This is a genomic window from Pseudoneobacillus rhizosphaerae (assembly GCF_917563885.1).
In the GTDB taxonomy this organism is placed as follows: domain Bacteria; phylum Bacillota; class Bacilli; order Bacillales; family Cytobacillaceae; genus Pseudoneobacillus; species Pseudoneobacillus rhizosphaerae.
On sequence record NZ_CAKJTG010000047.1, the window covers coordinates 1 to 17912 of the forward strand.

The 17912-nt window shown below is 34.5% G+C and carries 18 protein-coding genes and 2 pseudogenes; 7 read left to right on the plus strand and 13 right to left on the minus strand.

Translation table 11 applies throughout. The features are described 5' to 3' along the window. The 3 genes from LRP83_RS22340 to LRP83_RS22350 form a co-directional block, all read right to left on the minus strand. On the minus strand, positions 1 to 956 hold a 956-nt coding region (locus tag LRP83_RS22340), incomplete at its 3' end, for an amidohydrolase family protein (RefSeq protein WP_230499045.1). Between the two features lie 228 nt (positions 957 to 1184). Further along, on the minus strand, positions 1185 to 1331 hold the full coding sequence (locus tag LRP83_RS22345) for a hypothetical protein (protein WP_230499046.1): 147 nt from the start codon (positions 1329 to 1331) through the stop codon (positions 1185 to 1187). Positions 1332 to 1446: 115 nt separating this feature from the next. Then, positions 1447 to 1986, minus strand: a complete 540-nt coding sequence (locus LRP83_RS22350) for an HAD-IIIA family hydrolase (protein WP_230499047.1) — start codon at positions 1984 to 1986, stop codon at positions 1447 to 1449. 469 nt (positions 1987 to 2455) lie between these two features. Between LRP83_RS22350 and LRP83_RS22355 the strand changes: the two genes are divergently transcribed. Beyond that, complete coding sequence (locus LRP83_RS22355) at positions 2456 to 3043, plus strand: ECF transporter S component (RefSeq protein ID WP_230499048.1); 588 nt, start codon at positions 2456 to 2458, stop codon at positions 3041 to 3043. A gap of 488 nt (positions 3044 to 3531) precedes the next feature. On the opposite strand, the gene LRP83_RS22360 is transcribed toward LRP83_RS22355, so the two are convergent. The 4 genes from LRP83_RS22360 to LRP83_RS23280 form a co-directional block, all read right to left on the minus strand. Beyond that, entirely contained in the window at positions 3532 to 3969 is a 438-nt protein-coding gene (locus tag LRP83_RS22360) for a VOC family protein (RefSeq protein ID WP_230499049.1), read from the minus strand. A 237-nt stretch (positions 3970 to 4206) separates the two neighbouring features. Beyond that, entirely contained in the window at positions 4207 to 4392 is a 186-nt protein-coding gene (locus tag LRP83_RS22365) for a DUF2187 family protein (RefSeq protein ID WP_230499050.1), read from the minus strand. Positions 4393 to 4804: 412 nt separating this feature from the next. Further along, on the minus strand, positions 4805 to 5305 hold the full coding sequence (locus tag LRP83_RS22370; protein ID WP_230499051.1) for a CBO0543 family protein: 501 nt from the start codon (positions 5303 to 5305) through the stop codon (positions 4805 to 4807). A gap of 313 nt (positions 5306 to 5618) precedes the next feature. Continuing rightward, entirely contained in the window at positions 5619 to 5750 is a 132-nt protein-coding gene (locus LRP83_RS23280; protein WP_290369609.1) for a hypothetical protein, read from the minus strand. 304 nt (positions 5751 to 6054) lie between these two features. On the opposite strand from LRP83_RS23280, the gene LRP83_RS22375 reads away from it, so the two are divergent. Next, the gene (locus LRP83_RS22375) at positions 6055 to 7752 is read left to right on the plus strand and encodes a M3 family oligoendopeptidase (RefSeq protein ID WP_230499052.1); all 1698 of its coding nucleotides are present in this window, start codon (positions 6055 to 6057) and stop codon (positions 7750 to 7752) included. Positions 7753 to 7879: 127 nt separating this feature from the next. On the opposite strand, the gene LRP83_RS22380 is transcribed toward LRP83_RS22375, so the two are convergent. Further along, positions 7880 to 8101, minus strand: coding sequence for a hypothetical protein (locus LRP83_RS22380; protein WP_230499053.1), 222 nt, complete (start codon positions 8099 to 8101; stop codon positions 7880 to 7882). Positions 8102 to 8442: 341 nt separating this feature from the next. On the opposite strand from LRP83_RS22380, the gene LRP83_RS22385 reads away from it, so the two are divergent. Next, a complete protein-coding gene (locus tag LRP83_RS22385) occupies positions 8443 to 9720 on the plus strand; it encodes an ATP-binding protein (RefSeq protein WP_230499054.1) in 1278 nt (425 codons plus the stop codon). Positions 9721 to 10091: 371 nt separating this feature from the next. On the opposite strand, the pseudogene LRP83_RS22390 reads toward LRP83_RS22385, so the two are convergent. The 4 genes and pseudogenes from LRP83_RS22390 to LRP83_RS22405 all read right to left on the minus strand — a co-directional run bounded on the left by LRP83_RS22390 (position 10092) and on the right by LRP83_RS22405 (position 12355). Next, positions 10092 to 10378, minus strand: a pseudogene (locus LRP83_RS22390) (YokU family protein). Between the two features lie 4 nt (positions 10379 to 10382). Then, positions 10383 to 10820 (minus strand): annotated as a pseudogene (locus LRP83_RS22395) (lysine 2,3-aminomutase); the annotation flags it as partial. A 221-nt stretch (positions 10821 to 11041) separates the two neighbouring features. Then, positions 11042 to 11971: an ImmA/IrrE family metallo-endopeptidase gene (locus LRP83_RS22400; protein WP_230499055.1), complete on the minus strand. Its 930-nt coding sequence runs from the start codon at positions 11969 to 11971 to the stop codon at positions 11042 to 11044. Positions 11972 to 11974: 3 nt separating this feature from the next. Next, on the minus strand, positions 11975 to 12355 hold the full coding sequence (locus LRP83_RS22405) for a helix-turn-helix domain-containing protein (RefSeq protein WP_230499056.1): 381 nt from the start codon (positions 12353 to 12355) through the stop codon (positions 11975 to 11977). A gap of 155 nt (positions 12356 to 12510) precedes the next feature. On the opposite strand from LRP83_RS22405, the gene LRP83_RS22410 reads away from it, so the two are divergent. From LRP83_RS22410 to LRP83_RS22425, 4 genes are read left to right on the plus strand one after another with little or no spacing between them, the layout of a single operon-like run. Further along, positions 12511 to 12768: a DUF2604 domain-containing protein gene (locus LRP83_RS22410; protein ID WP_230499057.1), complete on the plus strand. Its 258-nt coding sequence runs from the start codon at positions 12511 to 12513 to the stop codon at positions 12766 to 12768. Continuing rightward, on the plus strand, positions 12761 to 13216 hold the full coding sequence (locus LRP83_RS22415) for a putative metal-binding protein (RefSeq protein ID WP_230499058.1): 456 nt from the start codon (positions 12761 to 12763) through the stop codon (positions 13214 to 13216). The genes LRP83_RS22410 and LRP83_RS22415 overlap by 8 nt, the downstream gene beginning before the upstream one ends. A gap of 12 nt (positions 13217 to 13228) precedes the next feature. Then, complete coding sequence (locus LRP83_RS22420) at positions 13229 to 13714, plus strand: Mov34/MPN/PAD-1 family protein (protein WP_230499059.1); 486 nt, start codon at positions 13229 to 13231, stop codon at positions 13712 to 13714. 6 nt (positions 13715 to 13720) lie between these two features. After that, entirely contained in the window at positions 13721 to 15214 is a 1494-nt protein-coding gene (locus tag LRP83_RS22425; RefSeq protein WP_230499060.1) for a ThiF family adenylyltransferase, read from the plus strand. Positions 15215 to 15440: 226 nt separating this feature from the next. Here LRP83_RS22425 and LRP83_RS22430 read toward each other — a convergent pair whose 3' ends face one another. Continuing rightward, complete coding sequence (locus tag LRP83_RS22430; RefSeq protein ID WP_230499061.1) at positions 15441 to 17228, minus strand: hypothetical protein; 1788 nt, start codon at positions 17226 to 17228, stop codon at positions 15441 to 15443. Positions 17229 to 17912 lie beyond the last annotated feature (684 nt).

Consider the following 17912-nt stretch of genomic DNA (forward strand, 5'->3'; position numbering starts at 1 on the left):
TTAACACCTTGCTTTTGAAGCAACGGGATTGGCATAACACCCCTACCGATAGGAACAGATGTTGCAATCGATATATCTAAAGAAGCAAGTCTATCTGCAAGTTCAATGCCCTTTCCTTCGGTTAAAGAAGCAAGTGAGAATGCATGACTAATCGTCACTTTCCCCTCTAAACCAGCATCCTCCGTGAGATCTGCCAGTCTTTGAATTGCCTTAATTCCTGTCTCTCCACCTTCATGAAGGTGAATATCTACACCTACATTATGGTCAACTGCGATTTGTACCATTGTTTGTAATGATTTCTCCATATCGTCATCAACTAAGGTTGGATCAAGTCCTCCTACATGTGTTACTCCAAGCTGCATTGCATCTCGTAAAAGACCCTCTACATTTGAACGCAGTAACCCATGTTGTGGGAAAGCAACGACTTCATATGAAATTTTATCTTTATACTTCTCAAGTGCGCAATGAAGATTCTCGAGATTTTTCAAACCAACAACTGGGTCAATATTACAATGACTTCTAACAAACGTTGAGCCATATCCTAGGATCAACTCTACTAATTTTTCCGCACGATCCTGGGCAGTTGGTAGTAGCTCTGGCAGCAGCTTCTGTTCCAAAGAAATCATATCAAATATGCTTGCCCTATTCGCTCCCGCCTTCCAAGGACCACCATAATAAGTTTTATCTAAATGAATATGCATTTCTCTAAAAGAGGGAAGCAAAAGCATACCTTTCGCATCAAATAAATCAATATCCTTACTATAAGGTAACTCTGTCTTTTGGATCTTGGTAATAATACCATTATCGATTTGTATGTTTCTCAAGACCGTTTCAGTAGCAACTACCTGTCCTTTTTCATACTGATATCCATTTTCCAATCTAACATTTAACAGCATGAGCGATTTGTTTGTATGACGTTTCGTTTCGTGTGACCATTGTTTATCTTCCTGATGCATTTGAAATCCTCCTCCACTGGTTATCTTACAAGGTTAAATAATAGGGACCTCAGAATTTAAGTTTAGCAAATATGATTGTGCATGACCGTATCACGTACATTAATATTTTCTGGTTCAAATACTGGCAGTCTTTAATGATTTCTTATTGATTTTATGATTTTTGAAGAATATACAACCGTCTCCCCTTTGCGGATTACGATACCAGAAGAAACTGGTTTCAACTTTAGATCATATTGTTCTTGAATTAAAAGTAGCACCCTGTGGTAAACGGAACTTTGGTTCTTGTTTACCATCTGTCGATTGAGTGAATCCTAAATAGTTTACCACCATAGGCTCTCCGCCTTCAGGTGTAATCATAACACTTCTATTTCGCAATGAAGCAATAATTTGAAATGGTTGATTACAGAGTTTGTTTGTTGTCTACTGTGATTTGTAATATAATGATTCACTATGGACAATCGCATCCTTTCGTTGATGAGTTGATAAAAACTCATAAGGTTGCCATTAACCATTTAACAGCTTCATTTAAATCCTCCGCAACATAATCGGGCTTTACTTCTTCCCAACGTCCAAAGAACCCATTGTTTTTATATTTATCAAAAGTCTCTTTCCCACTACCCGTTTTCACTAAAATCTTTATACATCCTACTTCATCGGCAGCTAACATATCCGTCCATCTATCACCAATTACTACACATTTCTTTAAATCAAGGCTATTTTCTTTAGCCGCATTTTCTAGCATGGCTGGTGATGGTTTTCTACATATACATCCTTCATTATGTTGGTGGGGGCAAAGGTAAATTTTATCAAATCCAAAATCTTTGAGTTCCGTTTCAAACCTTTGAAATGTAGACTCACCTTTAGAGATTCCTGGCTGATTTGTAAATGAACATATCAAAATTCCAGACTTTTTCAATAACTGGACTGATTCAGCAACATATGGGAAAAGTTCAAACTCCCCAGGATAAATAACCTTATCACTACCTCCAATAGTTCCATCCCTATCTATGAAAACAGCTTGAATATTCATTAATTACCTCCGAAAATTACGTATTTTCATAGTAAAATATTCCGCATCTTTCAAGGGAATTCCTGTATTTTGGAAAATAGTTTTATTTATACCTACCTAGCCTGTATCCGTTTAACAGCAAAAAAATCCAACATACACAGGGTTTTGAGTAGAACCATGTATATTATAGACTCCTTCAATTAGTTTGTTATGGAAGAATTGCATTCGTTAGATTACTACATTTTTTTATCACAGTCTTTTAAAGGATTAATCTATAATAGATTGTGCATTGGTTATTTATCCTTCGATTATTTCTAGTAATAATCCGTTAAATAAATATTAATAATGAAGAGAATTTGCTAATATCACAGTATATGGCCAACAAAATGATTAGAAGAATCTAGAAAATAACGCTTAATGGCCTGTCCCCCAATTCTCTTATTTGTAGAATGATAACGAAGATTATATTATTAGTTAAAAGGAGTTTTTTATGAACAATAATAATAAGACATTCCGAATCGTCCTTGTAGGGATGCTTTCTGCCATAATCATTATTCAAACGACAATCCCGTTTTTAGGATATATCCCTATAGGACCACTTAGCTTGACGATTATCCAGGTAACGGTCATAATCGCAGCAATCGTCCTCGGAACGAAGGAAGGAGCCATTATAGGCGGCATATGGGGATTCATCACGTTCATTAGGGCATTTGTCGCCCCGACAAGCCTAATTGCACCAATTGTTTTCACGAATCCGCTTGTATCCGTTTTGCCTCGGATTTTAATTGGTGTGGTTGCTGCTTATGTGTTCCATAGATTACTCAGCGGGAAACTCAATGAAACGGTAAGAATGAGTGTTGCCGGTGTGCTAGGATCTTTAACAAATACTGTTTTAGTGCTTGGATTCATTTATTTATTTTATCGGGAACCATATGCGAACTTTTTGAAAATGGACTTAGAGCAGCTCCTGCCTGCACTACTGACCATTGTAGCCACTAATGGAATTACTGAAGCGATTCTTTCAGGTGTGTTTACTCCGATTATTTCAAAACCTTTATTAAGGATGAGAAAAAAATAGCAACCTTGGCTGCTTAAGGTTGTCGACAAACTTATGTGTTTTACGTATTTCGGCATACTTTTATTTCGCTTAGTATCTGGAAGAGGGATAAGTATAATTGATAAAAAGTTGAAGTTATTATTAATAAAAAATTCCGGTCTTCAATATGAGGAGGTCGGCTTTTTTCTATAGCTTTGTGAAGGATTCTTCTTAAGGTAAACAGCCCCGTTAGCTTAAGTCCTCAATGACACTAACGAATAATTATTCAACATTATTCACTTTATTAAAACCGAATCAATGCCACCATGAACCCCAATCATGACAAGAAACCCTACTCCAGCTATCCTAACCAATTATTGAATACTCGCAAACCGAACGATACTTTTTCTTAAGTTATAGTTCATTATAGGTATTTAAAAAAATACAAACTTCTGTGAGATAAATTTCCATATTTAAAGAGAAATCTTTTAAAGTTTGAGAGCTAAAACATTTATAGTTCCATTCAATATTTATCTGATTTTCTCCGCCAACTCTAAAATAATTCCCTCTGGACCACGAACGTAGCATAACTTATAACTTTCTTCATATTGTTGTATCTCACTAAAGATTTCCGTGCCCTTCTGTTTCAATTTTGCAACAATAGCTTCAATATCTTCAACAGCAAAGCAAATATGTCGGATACCCAGCGTATTTGCAAAAGGTTGCTGAATATCTTTTTCATCTGACGGCGTATAAAATTTGACTAGCTCTATCCATGTCTGACCATCTGGCATCCCTAATCCTACACATGTCGTTTTAACATTATTAAGCCCAACTATTCTGTCCAACTGTTCTCCATCTAATTCCCATTCGGCTTGCACTTCAAGTCCTAAATCAAGGAAAAACGCTTTAGCCTCTGAAAGATCATTTACGTTTATACTCACATGATCTATTTTATTGATCTTCATATCTGCTACCTCCTATGTTCCTGTGTTTTCAATACCCGTATTCGTGTAAAGTTTATTTGAAATTTTAATTCGCTTAAAACAGGAAATACCCTTCTTCAACAAACATTCTCTATACTTTCCATATAAAAATAAATAAACCGAGATCATACAAAGGATGAATATTATCCCGTATATTCTCGGCCATATAGGATTAAAACTTATAGAAGATTAACACCCAGTTAGTTTGAGTATAATTTTTCACAAAGCTTCATTAGTAATTTTATAATTTTTATGATTGACTATGGTTGTAAGTGGTTGGTTCTTTTCTTTATTGTATCCGTAATCAACAATAACAGAATTTTCTCTTACAACCGTAACATTTCCTTTATAGCTTTGCCCCTCACGCTTAAATAATATATTGTCCCCTATTTTAGCAGTCGCCATTTTATCACCCCGATCTTATTATTTTCTGCTAGGAAAAAAAATGCAGAACATTAAAATACAAAGTATTTTTTATAGTATTTAACGTATTCAAAGATATGGAAATAGATATATTTAACAGGGAAAAGATACGCCCTTGAAGTTTAGTGTGGAAGTGTACTTCTTCTAGACTAGTTACCTGATGGAGAGACTGCGTAATCACAAGATCTACTGGTACCCAAATATTACTTAATTCAAGTCCATAAATCCGGTACCTATGAATACATGTAAACAACGATAAAAGGTGGATTCCTTCAACACTTTTTAAGTTGATACTAAATATAACTGCACTTTAGTTTAACAAGATGTTCTTTTATTTTATGGGTTCAAAATTTTTAACGGTACTCATTTTATGAGCTAATAAATAAATAACAAATTAAATAGGGAAGGAATAATAAGTATGCCAATCATTCATAACATAAAAACCTAACCAAAGAAATAAGGGTTCACCAACAAAGGCACTAAAACCGGCGAAGAAAAGACCTTTAATTAAAGGGGAAATCGACGGTTTAAACTGAATCAAGGTCATGACAAAAACAGGGAAAATGGTCCAATCCCAAGGAAGATATGAAGGGATAGTTGGTAGTGCTTTACCTGTGTAATACCACTTTCCAAATTGAACTCCTACAAAATCCAGGTAAGAAGCAATAATGAGTACAAAAAATCCAACAAATAAAAGCCGATTTGAACTTTCTTTTTTTCGAATTTTAATCCAAAAAATAATCGGTACTATTATGAATATTAAGGCTACCCAAAAGTCCCAATGGAACAATGTATGCTCCTTCCAAAACTCTATATATTCTTGATTTGCTTTAGTATTCATTTCGTAGAAACTGCCTACTTTTTTCATTTTTTCTGGATCCTGTAATGTCTTCATACTAATATTCTCCTTAATGAGGTACTGTACCCCCACCTTCATCATTTTCATTAGAAGTTATTATTCCAAATTTTTGAACTTAAATTCTTTACATTAACCTGCTCCAATACTATTTTTTAGAAGCTAAAAAGTCCATAATATACGAGGTTATGAAAATAAACTACTGCATATTTTGGACTTCTTCAGATCGTTTACTATGAAATTATTGCCTTACTTTAGTTACATTGGGATCTCGTCAAATTCTTGCTCATTTTCAGCATCAGGATAATCAAACTCTAAGAACCTAACTAAATCACACTTTGTTTGAACTACTTTATTCCATTAAGATTGTCTCAAATTCTTTGACTACATCAGTTGGTAAAAATGGCATTACGATATCGTAAAAAATCTCATTCCCATTGATCTCATTCCCATTGACAAATATGCTGTTATCTTCACCCCACATGGTAAATAAAAAAGACAACCACCCTAAAAGTGATCGTCTCTAAATGTTTATCTATTACCAGTATATTTGTACTGTATAGTAAAACTAATTTTTCATGTCAGTTTTTCTCTATTGAATAATTTACAAATACTCGTAATACTTCTAACATTCTCTAGTTTGGACCTTATCATCCTCTCTTTTTTGGTCTTCATAAATCTTATCGGTCAAAATAATCAGAATTTTTTTTAAATTTAAAATAGACTTAAGCAATAGGGTTCGATAATATAAATATTAAGTAACGAAAAAGCAGAAAGGAAGTGATTTAATGTCAAAAGAATTAAGTCAAAAGTATTATAAAGAATTAGTTGATTTAAAGAATGTAGAAGGGGTAGAAGCTCAATTTCGAAGCTTACTAGATGTTCAAATCGAATCCGTTTCTGATCTAGAAAAGTGGTTAGAAGATGAAAAGGAATTAATGTTTAAAATCAATGAGGCGATGACAGGTCACCATCTCGACTTCTACCGAAACACAGAGGATAAGGAAATTAAGTCGACGTATCTTCACGATCAGCAAGTAATCCAGCCACTCTTATTGAAATATGAAGCTAAACTCAGTGAGAAATTCTGTGAGTCTCCCTATTTTCATGAACTAGATGAAAAACGTTACGGCTTAATGCGACGCGTTCGGGAGTCTAAAGTGAAGTTGTTCAGAGAAGAAAACATTCCTTTAATGGTAAAAGAACAAGAGCTCTGTACGAAGTATAGTGAAATTATGGGAGGATTAACCGTTGAATGGGAGGGGGAGGAAAAGCCTTTTCCGTTTATCAAATCTCAGCTTGCTCATCTAGATAGAGAGGTGCGTGAAAAAGCTTATCATGCCATGATGTCAGCCCATCGTCAAATTAAACCCGATATGGATGCCATCATGGACGAACTCGTTAGTCTGCGCCATCAAATTGCTTTACATGCAGGCTTTGAAAATTATCGTGAGTATATGTTTGTAGAAAAAAATCGTGAGTATAGCGTTCAAGATTGCTATGACTTTCATGAAAATGTAGAAAAGCATATTATCCCAGCTTGGAACAGGCTCGCAGATGTGTTTAAGTACAAGCTTGATGTCGATACTTATCGCCCTTGGGATAACACCGCTAAATTGTTGAAAATACCACCATACTCCGAAGTGTCTACTCTTATGGATGGCGTTTCAGAAATGTTAGGGAAGACCGACCCCTATTTTGGAGAGCGTTTCAATTACATGAGAGAGCATGGATTACTAGATCTCGAAGTTAGGAAAGGAAAAGGCCCACATGCTTTCTGTGAACCCTTACTTGTTTCAGGGGATATCTTTGTTTTTGCGAACTTTAGTCCATCCCATGATTCACTAAGCACATTAATCCATGAAATGGGCCACGCGGTGAATGGGTACCTTGAGTTTTCCGAACACGGTCCTTTTGATTACCACCAATGGCGAGCGGAAATTGCCGAACTATATTCTTTTGGGATGCAATTGCTCTTATTGGATAAGCTAGATTGTTTTTATCCAGATGAAGAAGATTTTAAGAGCGCACAGCGTGAAGAGCTAAGATACGCATTTACAATGTTATTCAACCCATTGTCTGGGGATCTCTTCCAGCACTGGATGTATACAAATCCTACGCACACTGCCGAAGAACGTGATCAAAAATTCTTTGAAATTTCAAAACGTTATGGCTTAAACCCTGTGGATACTTCTGGGTTTGAGAAGGAAATTGGGATGAGCTGGGCAGACACCCTTCATTATTTCCACATTCCTTTCTATACTATTGAATACTCTATGTCGATGCTTGGTGCTCTTCAATTACTTGAGAATTATCAGAACAATCCCGAGCAGGCTGTGGAATCCTTCAAAAAAGGTGCAAGTGCGGACTTAAATCAATCTATCGCAAAGGTTTATGAAGAAACAGGAGTCCGTTTTGATTTTTCAGAGCCAGTCATTAAGCAAATGGGTGACTTCTTAGAAAAAGTTATTCAAGACATTCATTAACAACGTTGATGCACCTGGACCATTCTTATAGGGTTTTACGCGCAAAAAGCACAACTGATGAAGTTGTGCCTTTTGCTTTAATCTTTAAAGGTACCGTCCGCAACATTTTTGATTTCCTGGTATTCCTTCACAAATTCACCCAAAAATCAAAATACTTATTGCGCAGTATACGTCTACTACGCATTAAGCAATTGAAGATTTCCTTATTCCACATTACCCTTAAATTTAAGAGAGTTTTAACAATTTTGATATCGGCAAGATCGTAGAAAATGATAACACCGTTCTTATCGACAATCAGTACATTGTCATAGTCAGCCAGATTATTTAGTTCCTCGATGGTTGCATCCACTAACTGCACCCCCTACAAAAAAAACCTTGCAAATTAGTTATGATTTTGAAATTATAATAAAATAAAATAGCCTTCTTTTTCAATCATGAATATAGTCGTGAGTATTTTGATCCACCACTTACTAATGATTGCCAAGTGTAAAGTGCACCAAAAAATATATTCAATATTCGTTCAATTAATATATAATAGGGAGACTAAACTACGTGGAATCACTAGAGTGGAACCTACCAAGTACAATATTTTTCCTTTTTGGTAAGTTGTAGATTAGTTATGCAGACGTTGAACTACTTTTGTTGAATTCGTATTTAAATAAGAAAATATATTTTTAAGGAGCCTTTCGTGTGGTAAATGTAACAATAAATCTCTTAATAAATCTGTTAGCCATTCTTTTAGGAATTATCATTCATCAAATTTGGAGGGAAAGTAGTCCCAATAGTCGCTACCCCCATAAACTCTCAATTTTAATTACTTCAATTATAGTAATGACAATATGTATGTCTTTTTCTTTTTATGAAGTAGTAGGAATACATTATGATTTACGCCGGATCCCTTTTTGGTTTGGTATTTTATATGGTGGCCCTTTAACTGGACTATTCCTTACTTTTTTAGGAATAGTAATAAGGTTGATCCAAGGGGGAACCGGTGAATTTATATCTATATCGATTTTAATCTTACTGTTCATTTTGGCGGTATATTTATCACCATTATATTTCCGAATTTCTTCAAAACAAAAATTGCTCCTGGGAGTAGCTGTAAATATCGTTTTTTCATTTATATTTCTCGTAGCCAATTCCTATTTTCAAGAAGGTTTGTTCCACCTGGGAATGTGGATTGGGTACATTTTATTCAATGCCTTTGGAATAATCCTGGTATCTTGTATGTTTGAATTGATTCATAGGAATTATTTATTGAGAAGGAAAATAATCCAGTCAGAAAAGATAGAGGTTTTAAGCCAATTGGCAGCCGCTGTAAATCATGAAATTAAAAACCCATTAACAACTTCAAGGGGAGTATTACAGTTGTTGAGGGATGACCCAGACCTCCTCCAGGAAAAGAAGGAATACTTTCTTCAATTGGCGCTTGATGAAATTGACATGGTGGATAAGGTTGTAACTAATTACCTAACATTTGCCAAGCCTTATACGGAGAAGAGAGATACATTTGAATTAAAATGCGCCATTTCCAGTTCAATCGACTTGTTAATACCAGTTACTTCCAGTAATAACACTCTAATTAAAGCAGAAAATATACCATCATGCACCATTCCTGGTAATCTTGAACAGTTTATCCATGCTATTGTCAATATTTTCAACAATAGCATTGAAGCCAAAAGCACATTGATTGAAATTCATTGTGAAGTTACCGATACTAATTGTAAGATTTTAATAATAGATGACGGGAAAGGGATGGAGGATGAACAACTAAAAAATATAGGTATGCCGTTCTATTCGAATTCATCACACGGGACAGGACTTGGAATGATGGTGGTTTACAGGATTATTGAGAACTTGGGCGGCAATATAGAGGTTACGAGTACTAAATATATGGGAACAAAAGTGAGCTTTACCCTTCCTAAGATTAATGGAAAGTTAATAAATCCTTCCTTAATTGAGAAATAAATGCAATGGAACGAATCCTGCTTCTTCGTTAATAGGTTATTGCTTGGTACACTAGTATATTTTTGTTTAAATGCAAAGGACACTTGGAAACTGGAGGTTGTGAATAATGTCTTAAAATTATCGATACTAAAGTTTGAGAGATAATCGAATTTAACTGAGGGAGTTAAGTACATTGTTTCACAAAGTCACCTAAAAATCATCATATTTATTGCGCAGTAATAGTCTACTACGCAGTAAGCAAATGAAGATTTCCATATTCCACATTTCCCTTTAATTTAAGTGAAGTATTTCATGAATTAATATTAACCTAGATAGGTTTATCACATAACAAAGGCACTCATCGCTGAGTGCCTAGTATTAATAGGATTATTCTAAGAAGAAAAATCAAAATAATTTCTCTTCAACAATCGAGGACCTCCATTAGTTCCTTAAAACTTATCGAACTACCAATCTTTTTTTTATCAACTAAAAACAATTGATCCTCAATTTCCTTAGTTACATTATCAGACTGGTACGCCATCTCACATTCCTTACATATAACGGTAGGTGTTGCCGTAATCTCAATAGCCCTCGAACCATCCGGCAACTCCCAATAAACCGTCCCTTCCCCTTCGAAGGCTTTTCCTCCACACCATTCACAAGTTATATCCTTATTCACACTCCTATTCAACGGTAGTTGAGCCTTCCTTATTGGCTGGGTGGCTATCAACAGTTTTATTTTGTTGTGCCTGGAACTTCTTCTCCTTCAACTCATCGCGCTTCTCACGTTTATCCTTCAAAGAGGAATGTGATTGATCCTCCTGATACTTCTGTCTACGATTTAAACGGTTCAGATCTTCTGGGATAAGGTTGAATTTACTGTCGTTCATGACTGCGGCTATTCCTACATTTGACTTATACTTTTCATGATCATTGTAGATTCCTTTGAAATAGTCATCCGCTAGGCCGGGGACGTAATTCTCCGGTTCCGGATAGGATGTAATCACCCCTTCAAAGTTTCGCAGTACCACTTTTTCAGGACTCTGTGAAATGAGATAATTAGGTTGTAGAGCTATCTTCCCACCCCCACCAGGAGCGTCGCAAACAAAAGTAGGGACTGCGTTTTTTATAGTAAGTATGAAAAACAATAAAAAACTGCAAATCAAGTAGAGAATGATCTTGATTTGCAGCTCCCAATAGACATAATTTTTTGATTTAGGTTAATTACAAAATGTTTCCGCACTCCACCTGGCTTGAGTAGTGATCGCAGACAATTAGATGTGGAAGTGTTTACCTTACCTATTATTCGTAAATTACATGCTATATGATTGATTGAAACCTATTATGAAGATTGTTTAATAAGAGTAAATGTTTTTGTTGAATGTCCTTCTTCATCATAAAAATCTAATGGATAGGTCTCAAGATCAAAAACACCTTTAAATTTTTTAATTTCTAATTTTTCAGCATCTGATTTTATCATCTCACATGTTTTTGCAGCAATATAGATTGAAGAATCTTCAGGAATGGAGGCCTTAGATGGAATAAATTCATTGCCCCAAAACGATGATCTTGCAGCGTATTTAACCCGAAGTTTTTCCTTAAATTGAATCGGTTCAAAAAATGATAACTGTGTTTTTTCCTTTTCCATTTGCTTTTGTTCACTTGGTTTTAGCCCTTTTTCACTAATTAAAATCGCGCATGGAAAATTTGCTACACTCGCCATTTTAATGGCAATCGCTTCATAAGAAGCCCCGAAGTAGGATGATAATTTTGGGATACTCGAGACTGCAAATCCCAGCTCCTCCAATTGCTCCAAAAAATGTGAGGTGGGAATTAACAGTTCCGAAGCTGCAAAATCACAAAGGTATTCTTCCTCGTCTTCTATGTTAATTCTGTCGCTCCAGAACAACTTCTCTCTTTCTGCACGAAATTTCTTTTTAGTAAAACCCGGAAAAAAAGTATGCCCTACTTCATGACCGATGGTAAAATTTTGTCTGTAATTAGGATCTAATATATTGATTTGGGCAATCATTCCCTCACTAGCTGGGATTAATTGACCTGATATTCCATCTGGCATAATTGTCTTTTTTACTTTCACGCCTGCAATCGAGGCTAGCATATCCATGTTAATAGGAAAAGAATCTTCATCATGTAGAAAAAAGTAAGATTCGTGTAGTTCTTGCACTTTATGTTTTATTACTTCTTCAGGATTTTGAAAATTGGGATTTCCATCCATCAATTGTTGAACAGCGGTACTCCGGTATCTCCTCAACGTTTAATCCTCCTGTGTTGCGAGTTTTATTGTATTATAAACAAATCCCCAATCTTTTTCTGTCTGAGGTTGCTTTCCGCGATACTTTATGCCTGCAAGCATTTCAATTTCTTCTTGTGTTAAATTGTTTTTCTCTGCAAATTGGCGTAATTCCACTGGAATGTCACCCGCTTTTGAAACTGGTACTTCTTTTCCCATTAAAAAGCCCATTGTTGTGCCAAGTGCGTTTGCAATTTTGAACAAAATGTCCGCTGAAACTTTTTTATCAGGACTATTTTCTAGCTGTGAAATATAGGCTTTAGAAACATCACTTGTTTCAGCAAGTTGCGTAACTGTCCAACCCTTCTTTTCACGGATTTCTTTAATTTTACCTCCAATATTCATTGCTTTCCCTCCTAATCCTATTGTACCCCAAAATCGTAAACTACAGCAAACGAAATATTTACGTTGACAAACATAAAATAGGCTTGTATGATGTTAATCATAGCAAACGAATTTGTTTGCAGTTGTAAAAACACTTTTTTTAGGAGGCTTCTATAATGAATGAAAAAAAGGTTACGTTAACAATCATTTATAACGGAGAGGAGGTAATTAAAACTGTTCCAAACAACCGAAATGCTCATTCGATTATTGCTGAAGTCTTAAATGGTAGTCCTGATCTGAATCCTAATGATTTTTATTTAAAAACTGATTCAGGTACGGTTTTTCAAGCTCATGATAAATTAATTGACCACAATATCACGGGTCAAGCAATTTTATTCATGAATCGAAATGATGGTGGTGGTGGGAATGAATAATCCCGACCAACAAATCTTAGATTATGAAATTGCAAGTATAAAATTTAATCGTGAAACAACCCTTTTTCAACAGAAGCCAGACTATTGGAAAAATCAAGGATGGGAATTTGCTGAAATCAAATTCCCTTTTTTAAAAATTATTTTTAATGGGGAAATCGCAATAATTGTTAACTGCAGAAATTATGATCTATATCCACCATCAGTTTATTATGCTAATCCCATCGATTTTACCCCGTTGACCTATCAAGAAATACGTAAATTAGTCAAGAAAACCGGAAGGCTCATTCTTGATGATCATCCTGTTACACATTTACCATTTATCTGCATGCAAGGTTTTTGGGAATATCACACTCATACAAGCCACCTCAATGATCTATGGCAGAATTACAAGCAATCGATGAATATTATTTACTGTGTTGAACGTGCATACTCAGTCATTTACGAATAAAGGAGATAAAATATGAATTATCAAGGTATTCAGAAATGGATTATTCCAAAGCACATCCTGGATGAAACAATATTCGCTGTAAAAGAAAAAGGACACCACGGTTACGAATTGTTTGTCTTTTGGGCAGGTAAAAAAATAGAGCAGCATTCTTTTGAAGTAACTGAGCTCTTAATTCCAAAACAAACGGGATATAAAAGCCCGCAAGGTGCATGGGTTGACATTCCAGGTGATGAACTTAATCGATTAAATATGTATTTGTATAAACATAAACTATCAATGCCTATTCAGGTACATTCTCATCCCGGAAGAGCTTACCACTCTCAAAGAGATAATGAAAAATCCGTTCTAATTTTTCCCGGTTCTATTTCAATGATAATCCCTAATTTTGGAAAAACGTCGTTTAAATCGTTTGCTGATTGGGCAATTTATCAAAAATCTAATGGTTGGGAGCAAATAGCTCCTCAAAAGGCACGAACACTTTTTATTATAAAGGAGTGACCTTCTATGAATGTTGAAGAAAAGAATCTCTTAACATTAAATCGGATGACAAGCCTTGACGAATCAACAATTAACAACCTACTTAATGACACACTTATTTGTTTGTCAATTCCAGAAAATCCGAGTAACAATGAATGGGTAACAGCCAAAACAACGATTAACCTTTTGGCTCGTTTATACTCTAGAATTTATTTACAAGGTAATGTAAAGCTAACGAAAGAGCTGCAAATTTTAGCAAAAAACATTCGCTCAAGCTTGAGCATAAATAGAGCAACTCCCAACCAACATTTTGATGTTCTACTAGCAGTTGGTAATGAAAGTGGACAAGATTTAATCGCAAAACAAGTGATCCGATTTGATTCTGATGGGTGGATTGTTAGATTAACGAGAAACCAACCTCATTTTATCAAGGGTCACTTTTACAACCCGTTAGCTGCCGCAGCAGTTGCATGTTTTGCTGCAAATGAATTATTTAAAATTTTATTTTCCCCTTTTTTAAATGTCACATTAGCGGACCAATTTACATTGTCTTTACTCAATTACTCTGTAAATATTGAAGAAATTGAAAATGACCATCTATATCATGCTGATGTTGGAGAGGTATGGCTTGCAGGGGCCGGTGCTGTGGGAAATGGCTTTTTATATGGACTATCGCTAATGGATACTGTAAATGGAATGTTAAATATCTCGGATAACCGTGAAATCACGGAATCCAACTTACAACGCTACATTCTAACAAAAGAAGAAGATATCGGAAAAAATAAAACAGAAGTAGCTGCAAGGGCTCTTTCAATAGCAAAACCTTTTCAAAAAACCATTCAAGATTGCATTATTGAAGAAGTAGAGGATAGAAAACTGGACACACTTGTTTGTGCCGTCGATACAATCGAAACACGAAAAGAACTTCAATCTCTTCTCCCACGCCTAATTATTAATGGATGGACAAGAATGGATGAATTTGCTGTCACAAAACATGAATTTGATTCAGAATATCGGTGTTTATCCTGCCTTTACGATAAACTCCCTAGAAAAGAAAAAAGCGAAATTGATAATTTAGTTGAACAAATTGGGTTTAGCCACGGGGAAGTGTTAAATATGATTCGTGGAAATGTAGGACTTACAAGAGATCATATAAAACGAATTGCACAATATCGCAATGATAATCCAGAAAAACTCACTCCCTGGATTGGAAGAGCAATTCAATCTTTCTATCATGAAGCTATTTGTGGTGGTATCAGTTTGAATACAGATACTGGAGAAGAAACCGTTCCACTTGCACATATTTCTGCTTTAACAGGAATTCTTTTAGCAATCGAATTAATTAAAGAGAAAATGTACCGCAATTCTATTAAACATAAAATGCAATTTCATATGTTAAAAACCCCAAATAAGTATTTATTACAACCTGAATTAAAATCTCCCAACTCAACCTGTATATGTTCTGATGAGGATTATTTATCTGTTTATAGAAATAAATGGATGAAGGTAACTCTTAAATAATGAATCTCTTTTAAAAAGAAAACACTGTTGGAATTTCAACAGCGTTTTTTTCTTGATTCTTTTATTGGAAATACATCGAAACATTAATTTACTCCTTTGAACCGACTCTTCGGATAAATCTACCTGTTTAACAGGAGCTACCTTATACTTATCCAATTCACTTCAAATAATAATTCGAAGTATTAGTAAAAAAATTTATTTATCAGGAATTCTTATAATTTTAAAGTTACTTTTGTTTTTTCTTCAAACTCTTCCTTAATGCCCTTTCTTGCTCTCTACGCTCCCTACGCCCAATCCTTTTTCGCTTTGATACAGGTTGTGTTATTAATTCGTATTCACTAGGACCTACTTGCTTAAATTGATTAATAGGAACCTTATCAGGATCCATTTCTATTCCGTGAAGTATCACTTTCTCATCATCAGGAACAGATAAACTATAGGATGTATCTTGTGGTTTAAAAGAGTCTGCAATTACTGTCACTCTTCCCATTTTGGATTCATCTTTTCCAAATGAGAAGTCAACATCTAGCTTAGGGTAGTAAAAACCGCTATTTAATTTTTCTGAAGCATCATTTATATTGCCCATAGCATCATATAGAGCTTTTTTAAGCATTCTATGATTTACTACATTAAATATAGTAGGCTCTATTAAGCCGCTACCAATTGTTACCCTAGTTAAAACAAAGTAATATGTGTTCTTGACCTCTAATACTTCATTAAAAGCTTTTAAAGTAAATTCCTTTAAATTACTTTCCACTGATTTTTTATATTTTGGCAACTGAATATGTAATCCTTTTTTTATCTCCTTATCTTTACTTTTAATTTCCACAGAAGTCGCCGGTTCAACAAACCATTTCATTTCAAATAAAACTAAAGCGTTTGTTTCTCTATCATAAATTCCATAATCAATATTAGTGCCTTCAACAGGTACACTATTACATACAATTAGATTGGAGTATTTTTTTGTAATATAACCTAATTCATTTATGAATATTATTTCTTTCAAATCTGAATCATTATTTGCTTCATCACCATAAATCCTATTTAGAGTTGAAAGTATGTTTCTGCCTGGTTGGTGGTATAGAATAAATTTAGGACTTATTATTTTTCGACCATCAGACAGTTGGAATATTGGTTCTGTTATTGGTGAGGAAAATTTTTGCTGTCCCTTATTTTGGCCAGTATAGGTTAGGTCAGTTATTAATTTTGTACCAACTTCCTCACTTACATCATCTAAACTCCAATTTTCTATCTTTATTTCACTCAAATTAGGATAGTTATCTGTGTTCATTAGTTTTTCAATTTTATTATTCCGATCTGCCCACCAAGCATCACGTATTACTCTTCTCCAGACATTTTTAATGTCTTTAATTGTATATGGACCTACCTTATATTCATCAGGAAAGTCAAAATCAAATTCTACTCTTGCCATACTTCTTGTCTGATATACCATCTCTGGAATATTATCATATAGTTTGCTAATTGTTTTATCAGTTTTTTCATATTTTTTCAGTTTAAAAGAATTATGTTCATTCAACAAAACAGAATTGATACCTTCGTAAATAGCAAATCTTTCAGAAGGGAAATTGAATTCTATTTTTTCTTCATTATCTTTCTCATTAATGATACAAGCAGTATACAATTTCTGACCATAAGGCATAAAAATTTTTTCTGCTTTACTATGTAATAAAGACTTATCTAACGCCTCTTTAGTAAATTCAATTAATTGGACTTTACTTTTCAATGTAAAACCGTCTATTTTACATTTTAAATAGCACTTTTTAATAAGCCATTCAAGCCCTTCCATTAAATCCAGTAGCTGATTATCAAGCAATATCTTTTTGGCAATGGAAGTAGCTTTAGCTTTTAGTTCAGCATTTTGTAATGCGAACTCTTCAAACACCGAACATGCTAGAATAATAGCGTCATCTGGATTAATACTCCAAAAATCCAAACTCTCAAAATCTTCATCAATTATAGCCTCAAGTTCCCTTACCTTTTTTTCATCGCTCATACAACACCTCTTAATGGGTATTTTTTCATTATATGGATAATATCACAAAAATCTTCGTAGAGATGTTGTTATTTGAGCAAAAACTATAAGAAATATCTTTGTGGTCCTCCGATAAACTTGATTGCGGCCTACAACAAACTAAACACCTTGTTCAATAAGCAATTTGAACAGATTCTTAGTCTAATTTTTTATCTATACTTCTTAAAATTCTCTGCTTGTTCAAATATTTCTTTAAATATCTCATCTTTTTGTACTAGTGGATAATCATTATCAGCAAGAGTCAATAAACATATTGCCACAAGGATTTATTAAATGATTGGTTTAATATTTATCCAGGCCAAGCATATATTGGAATATATTAACAAGTTAGAGGTGATAAAGATGAAGCTTGGAATAAACTTGTGTTACCAACATTAAGATAATCCCAGAAACATGCTTATGTAATATATGTTGTAAATTGAAGTTAAATGAATTTAAGGAAACTTTAGACTAAAATGGAGCGAATAAAAATGGCCTTCTTAAAGGGGGATAATTTATGATTTATTTTAACCTAAGTTTACTAGGTGATTACGGCCATAGGAATGTACCACCTGCGCCATCTTTTGTACCACACTCGGACAAAGAATTTACCAGGATGCGCCAACTCTTTACCAATTAAAACTCCTCCCAATACTATCATTGTAA

Excerpts from the sequence above, each read along its gene's own strand:
- LRP83_RS22350 (WP_230499047.1), bottom strand. The coding sequence starts at position 1,986 with ATGAATATTCAAGCTGTTTTCATAGATAGGGATGGAACTATTGGAGGT.
- LRP83_RS22355 (WP_230499048.1), top strand. The coding sequence starts at position 2,456 with ATGAACAATAATAATAAGACATTCCGAATCGTCCTTGTAGGGATGCTT.
- LRP83_RS22360 (WP_230499049.1), bottom strand. The coding sequence starts at position 3,969 with ATGAAGATCAATAAAATAGATCATGTGAGTATAAACGTAAATGATCTT.
- LRP83_RS22365 (WP_230499050.1), bottom strand. The coding sequence starts at position 4,392 with ATGGCGACTGCTAAAATAGGGGACAATATATTATTTAAGCGTGAGGGG.
- LRP83_RS22370 (WP_230499051.1), bottom strand. The coding sequence starts at position 5,305 with ATGAAGACATTACAGGATCCAGAAAAAATGAAAAAAGTAGGCAGTTTC.
- LRP83_RS23280 (WP_290369609.1), bottom strand. The coding sequence starts at position 5,750 with ATGTGGGGTGAAGATAACAGCATATTTGTCAATGGGAATGAGATCAAT.
- LRP83_RS22375 (WP_230499052.1), top strand. The coding sequence starts at position 6,055 with ATGTCAAAAGAATTAAGTCAAAAGTATTATAAAGAATTAGTTGATTTA.
- LRP83_RS22405 (WP_230499056.1), bottom strand. The coding sequence starts at position 12,355 with ATGAATATTGGAGGTAAAATTAAAGAAATCCGTGAAAAGAAGGGTTGG.
- LRP83_RS22410 (WP_230499057.1), top strand. The coding sequence starts at position 12,511 with ATGAATGAAAAAAAGGTTACGTTAACAATCATTTATAACGGAGAGGAG.
- LRP83_RS22415 (WP_230499058.1), top strand. The coding sequence starts at position 12,761 with ATGAATAATCCCGACCAACAAATCTTAGATTATGAAATTGCAAGTATA.
- LRP83_RS22420 (WP_230499059.1), top strand. The coding sequence starts at position 13,229 with ATGAATTATCAAGGTATTCAGAAATGGATTATTCCAAAGCACATCCTG.
- LRP83_RS22425 (WP_230499060.1), top strand. The coding sequence starts at position 13,721 with ATGAATGTTGAAGAAAAGAATCTCTTAACATTAAATCGGATGACAAGC.
- LRP83_RS22430 (WP_230499061.1), bottom strand. The coding sequence starts at position 17,228 with ATGAGCGATGAAAAAAAGGTAAGGGAACTTGAGGCTATAATTGATGAA.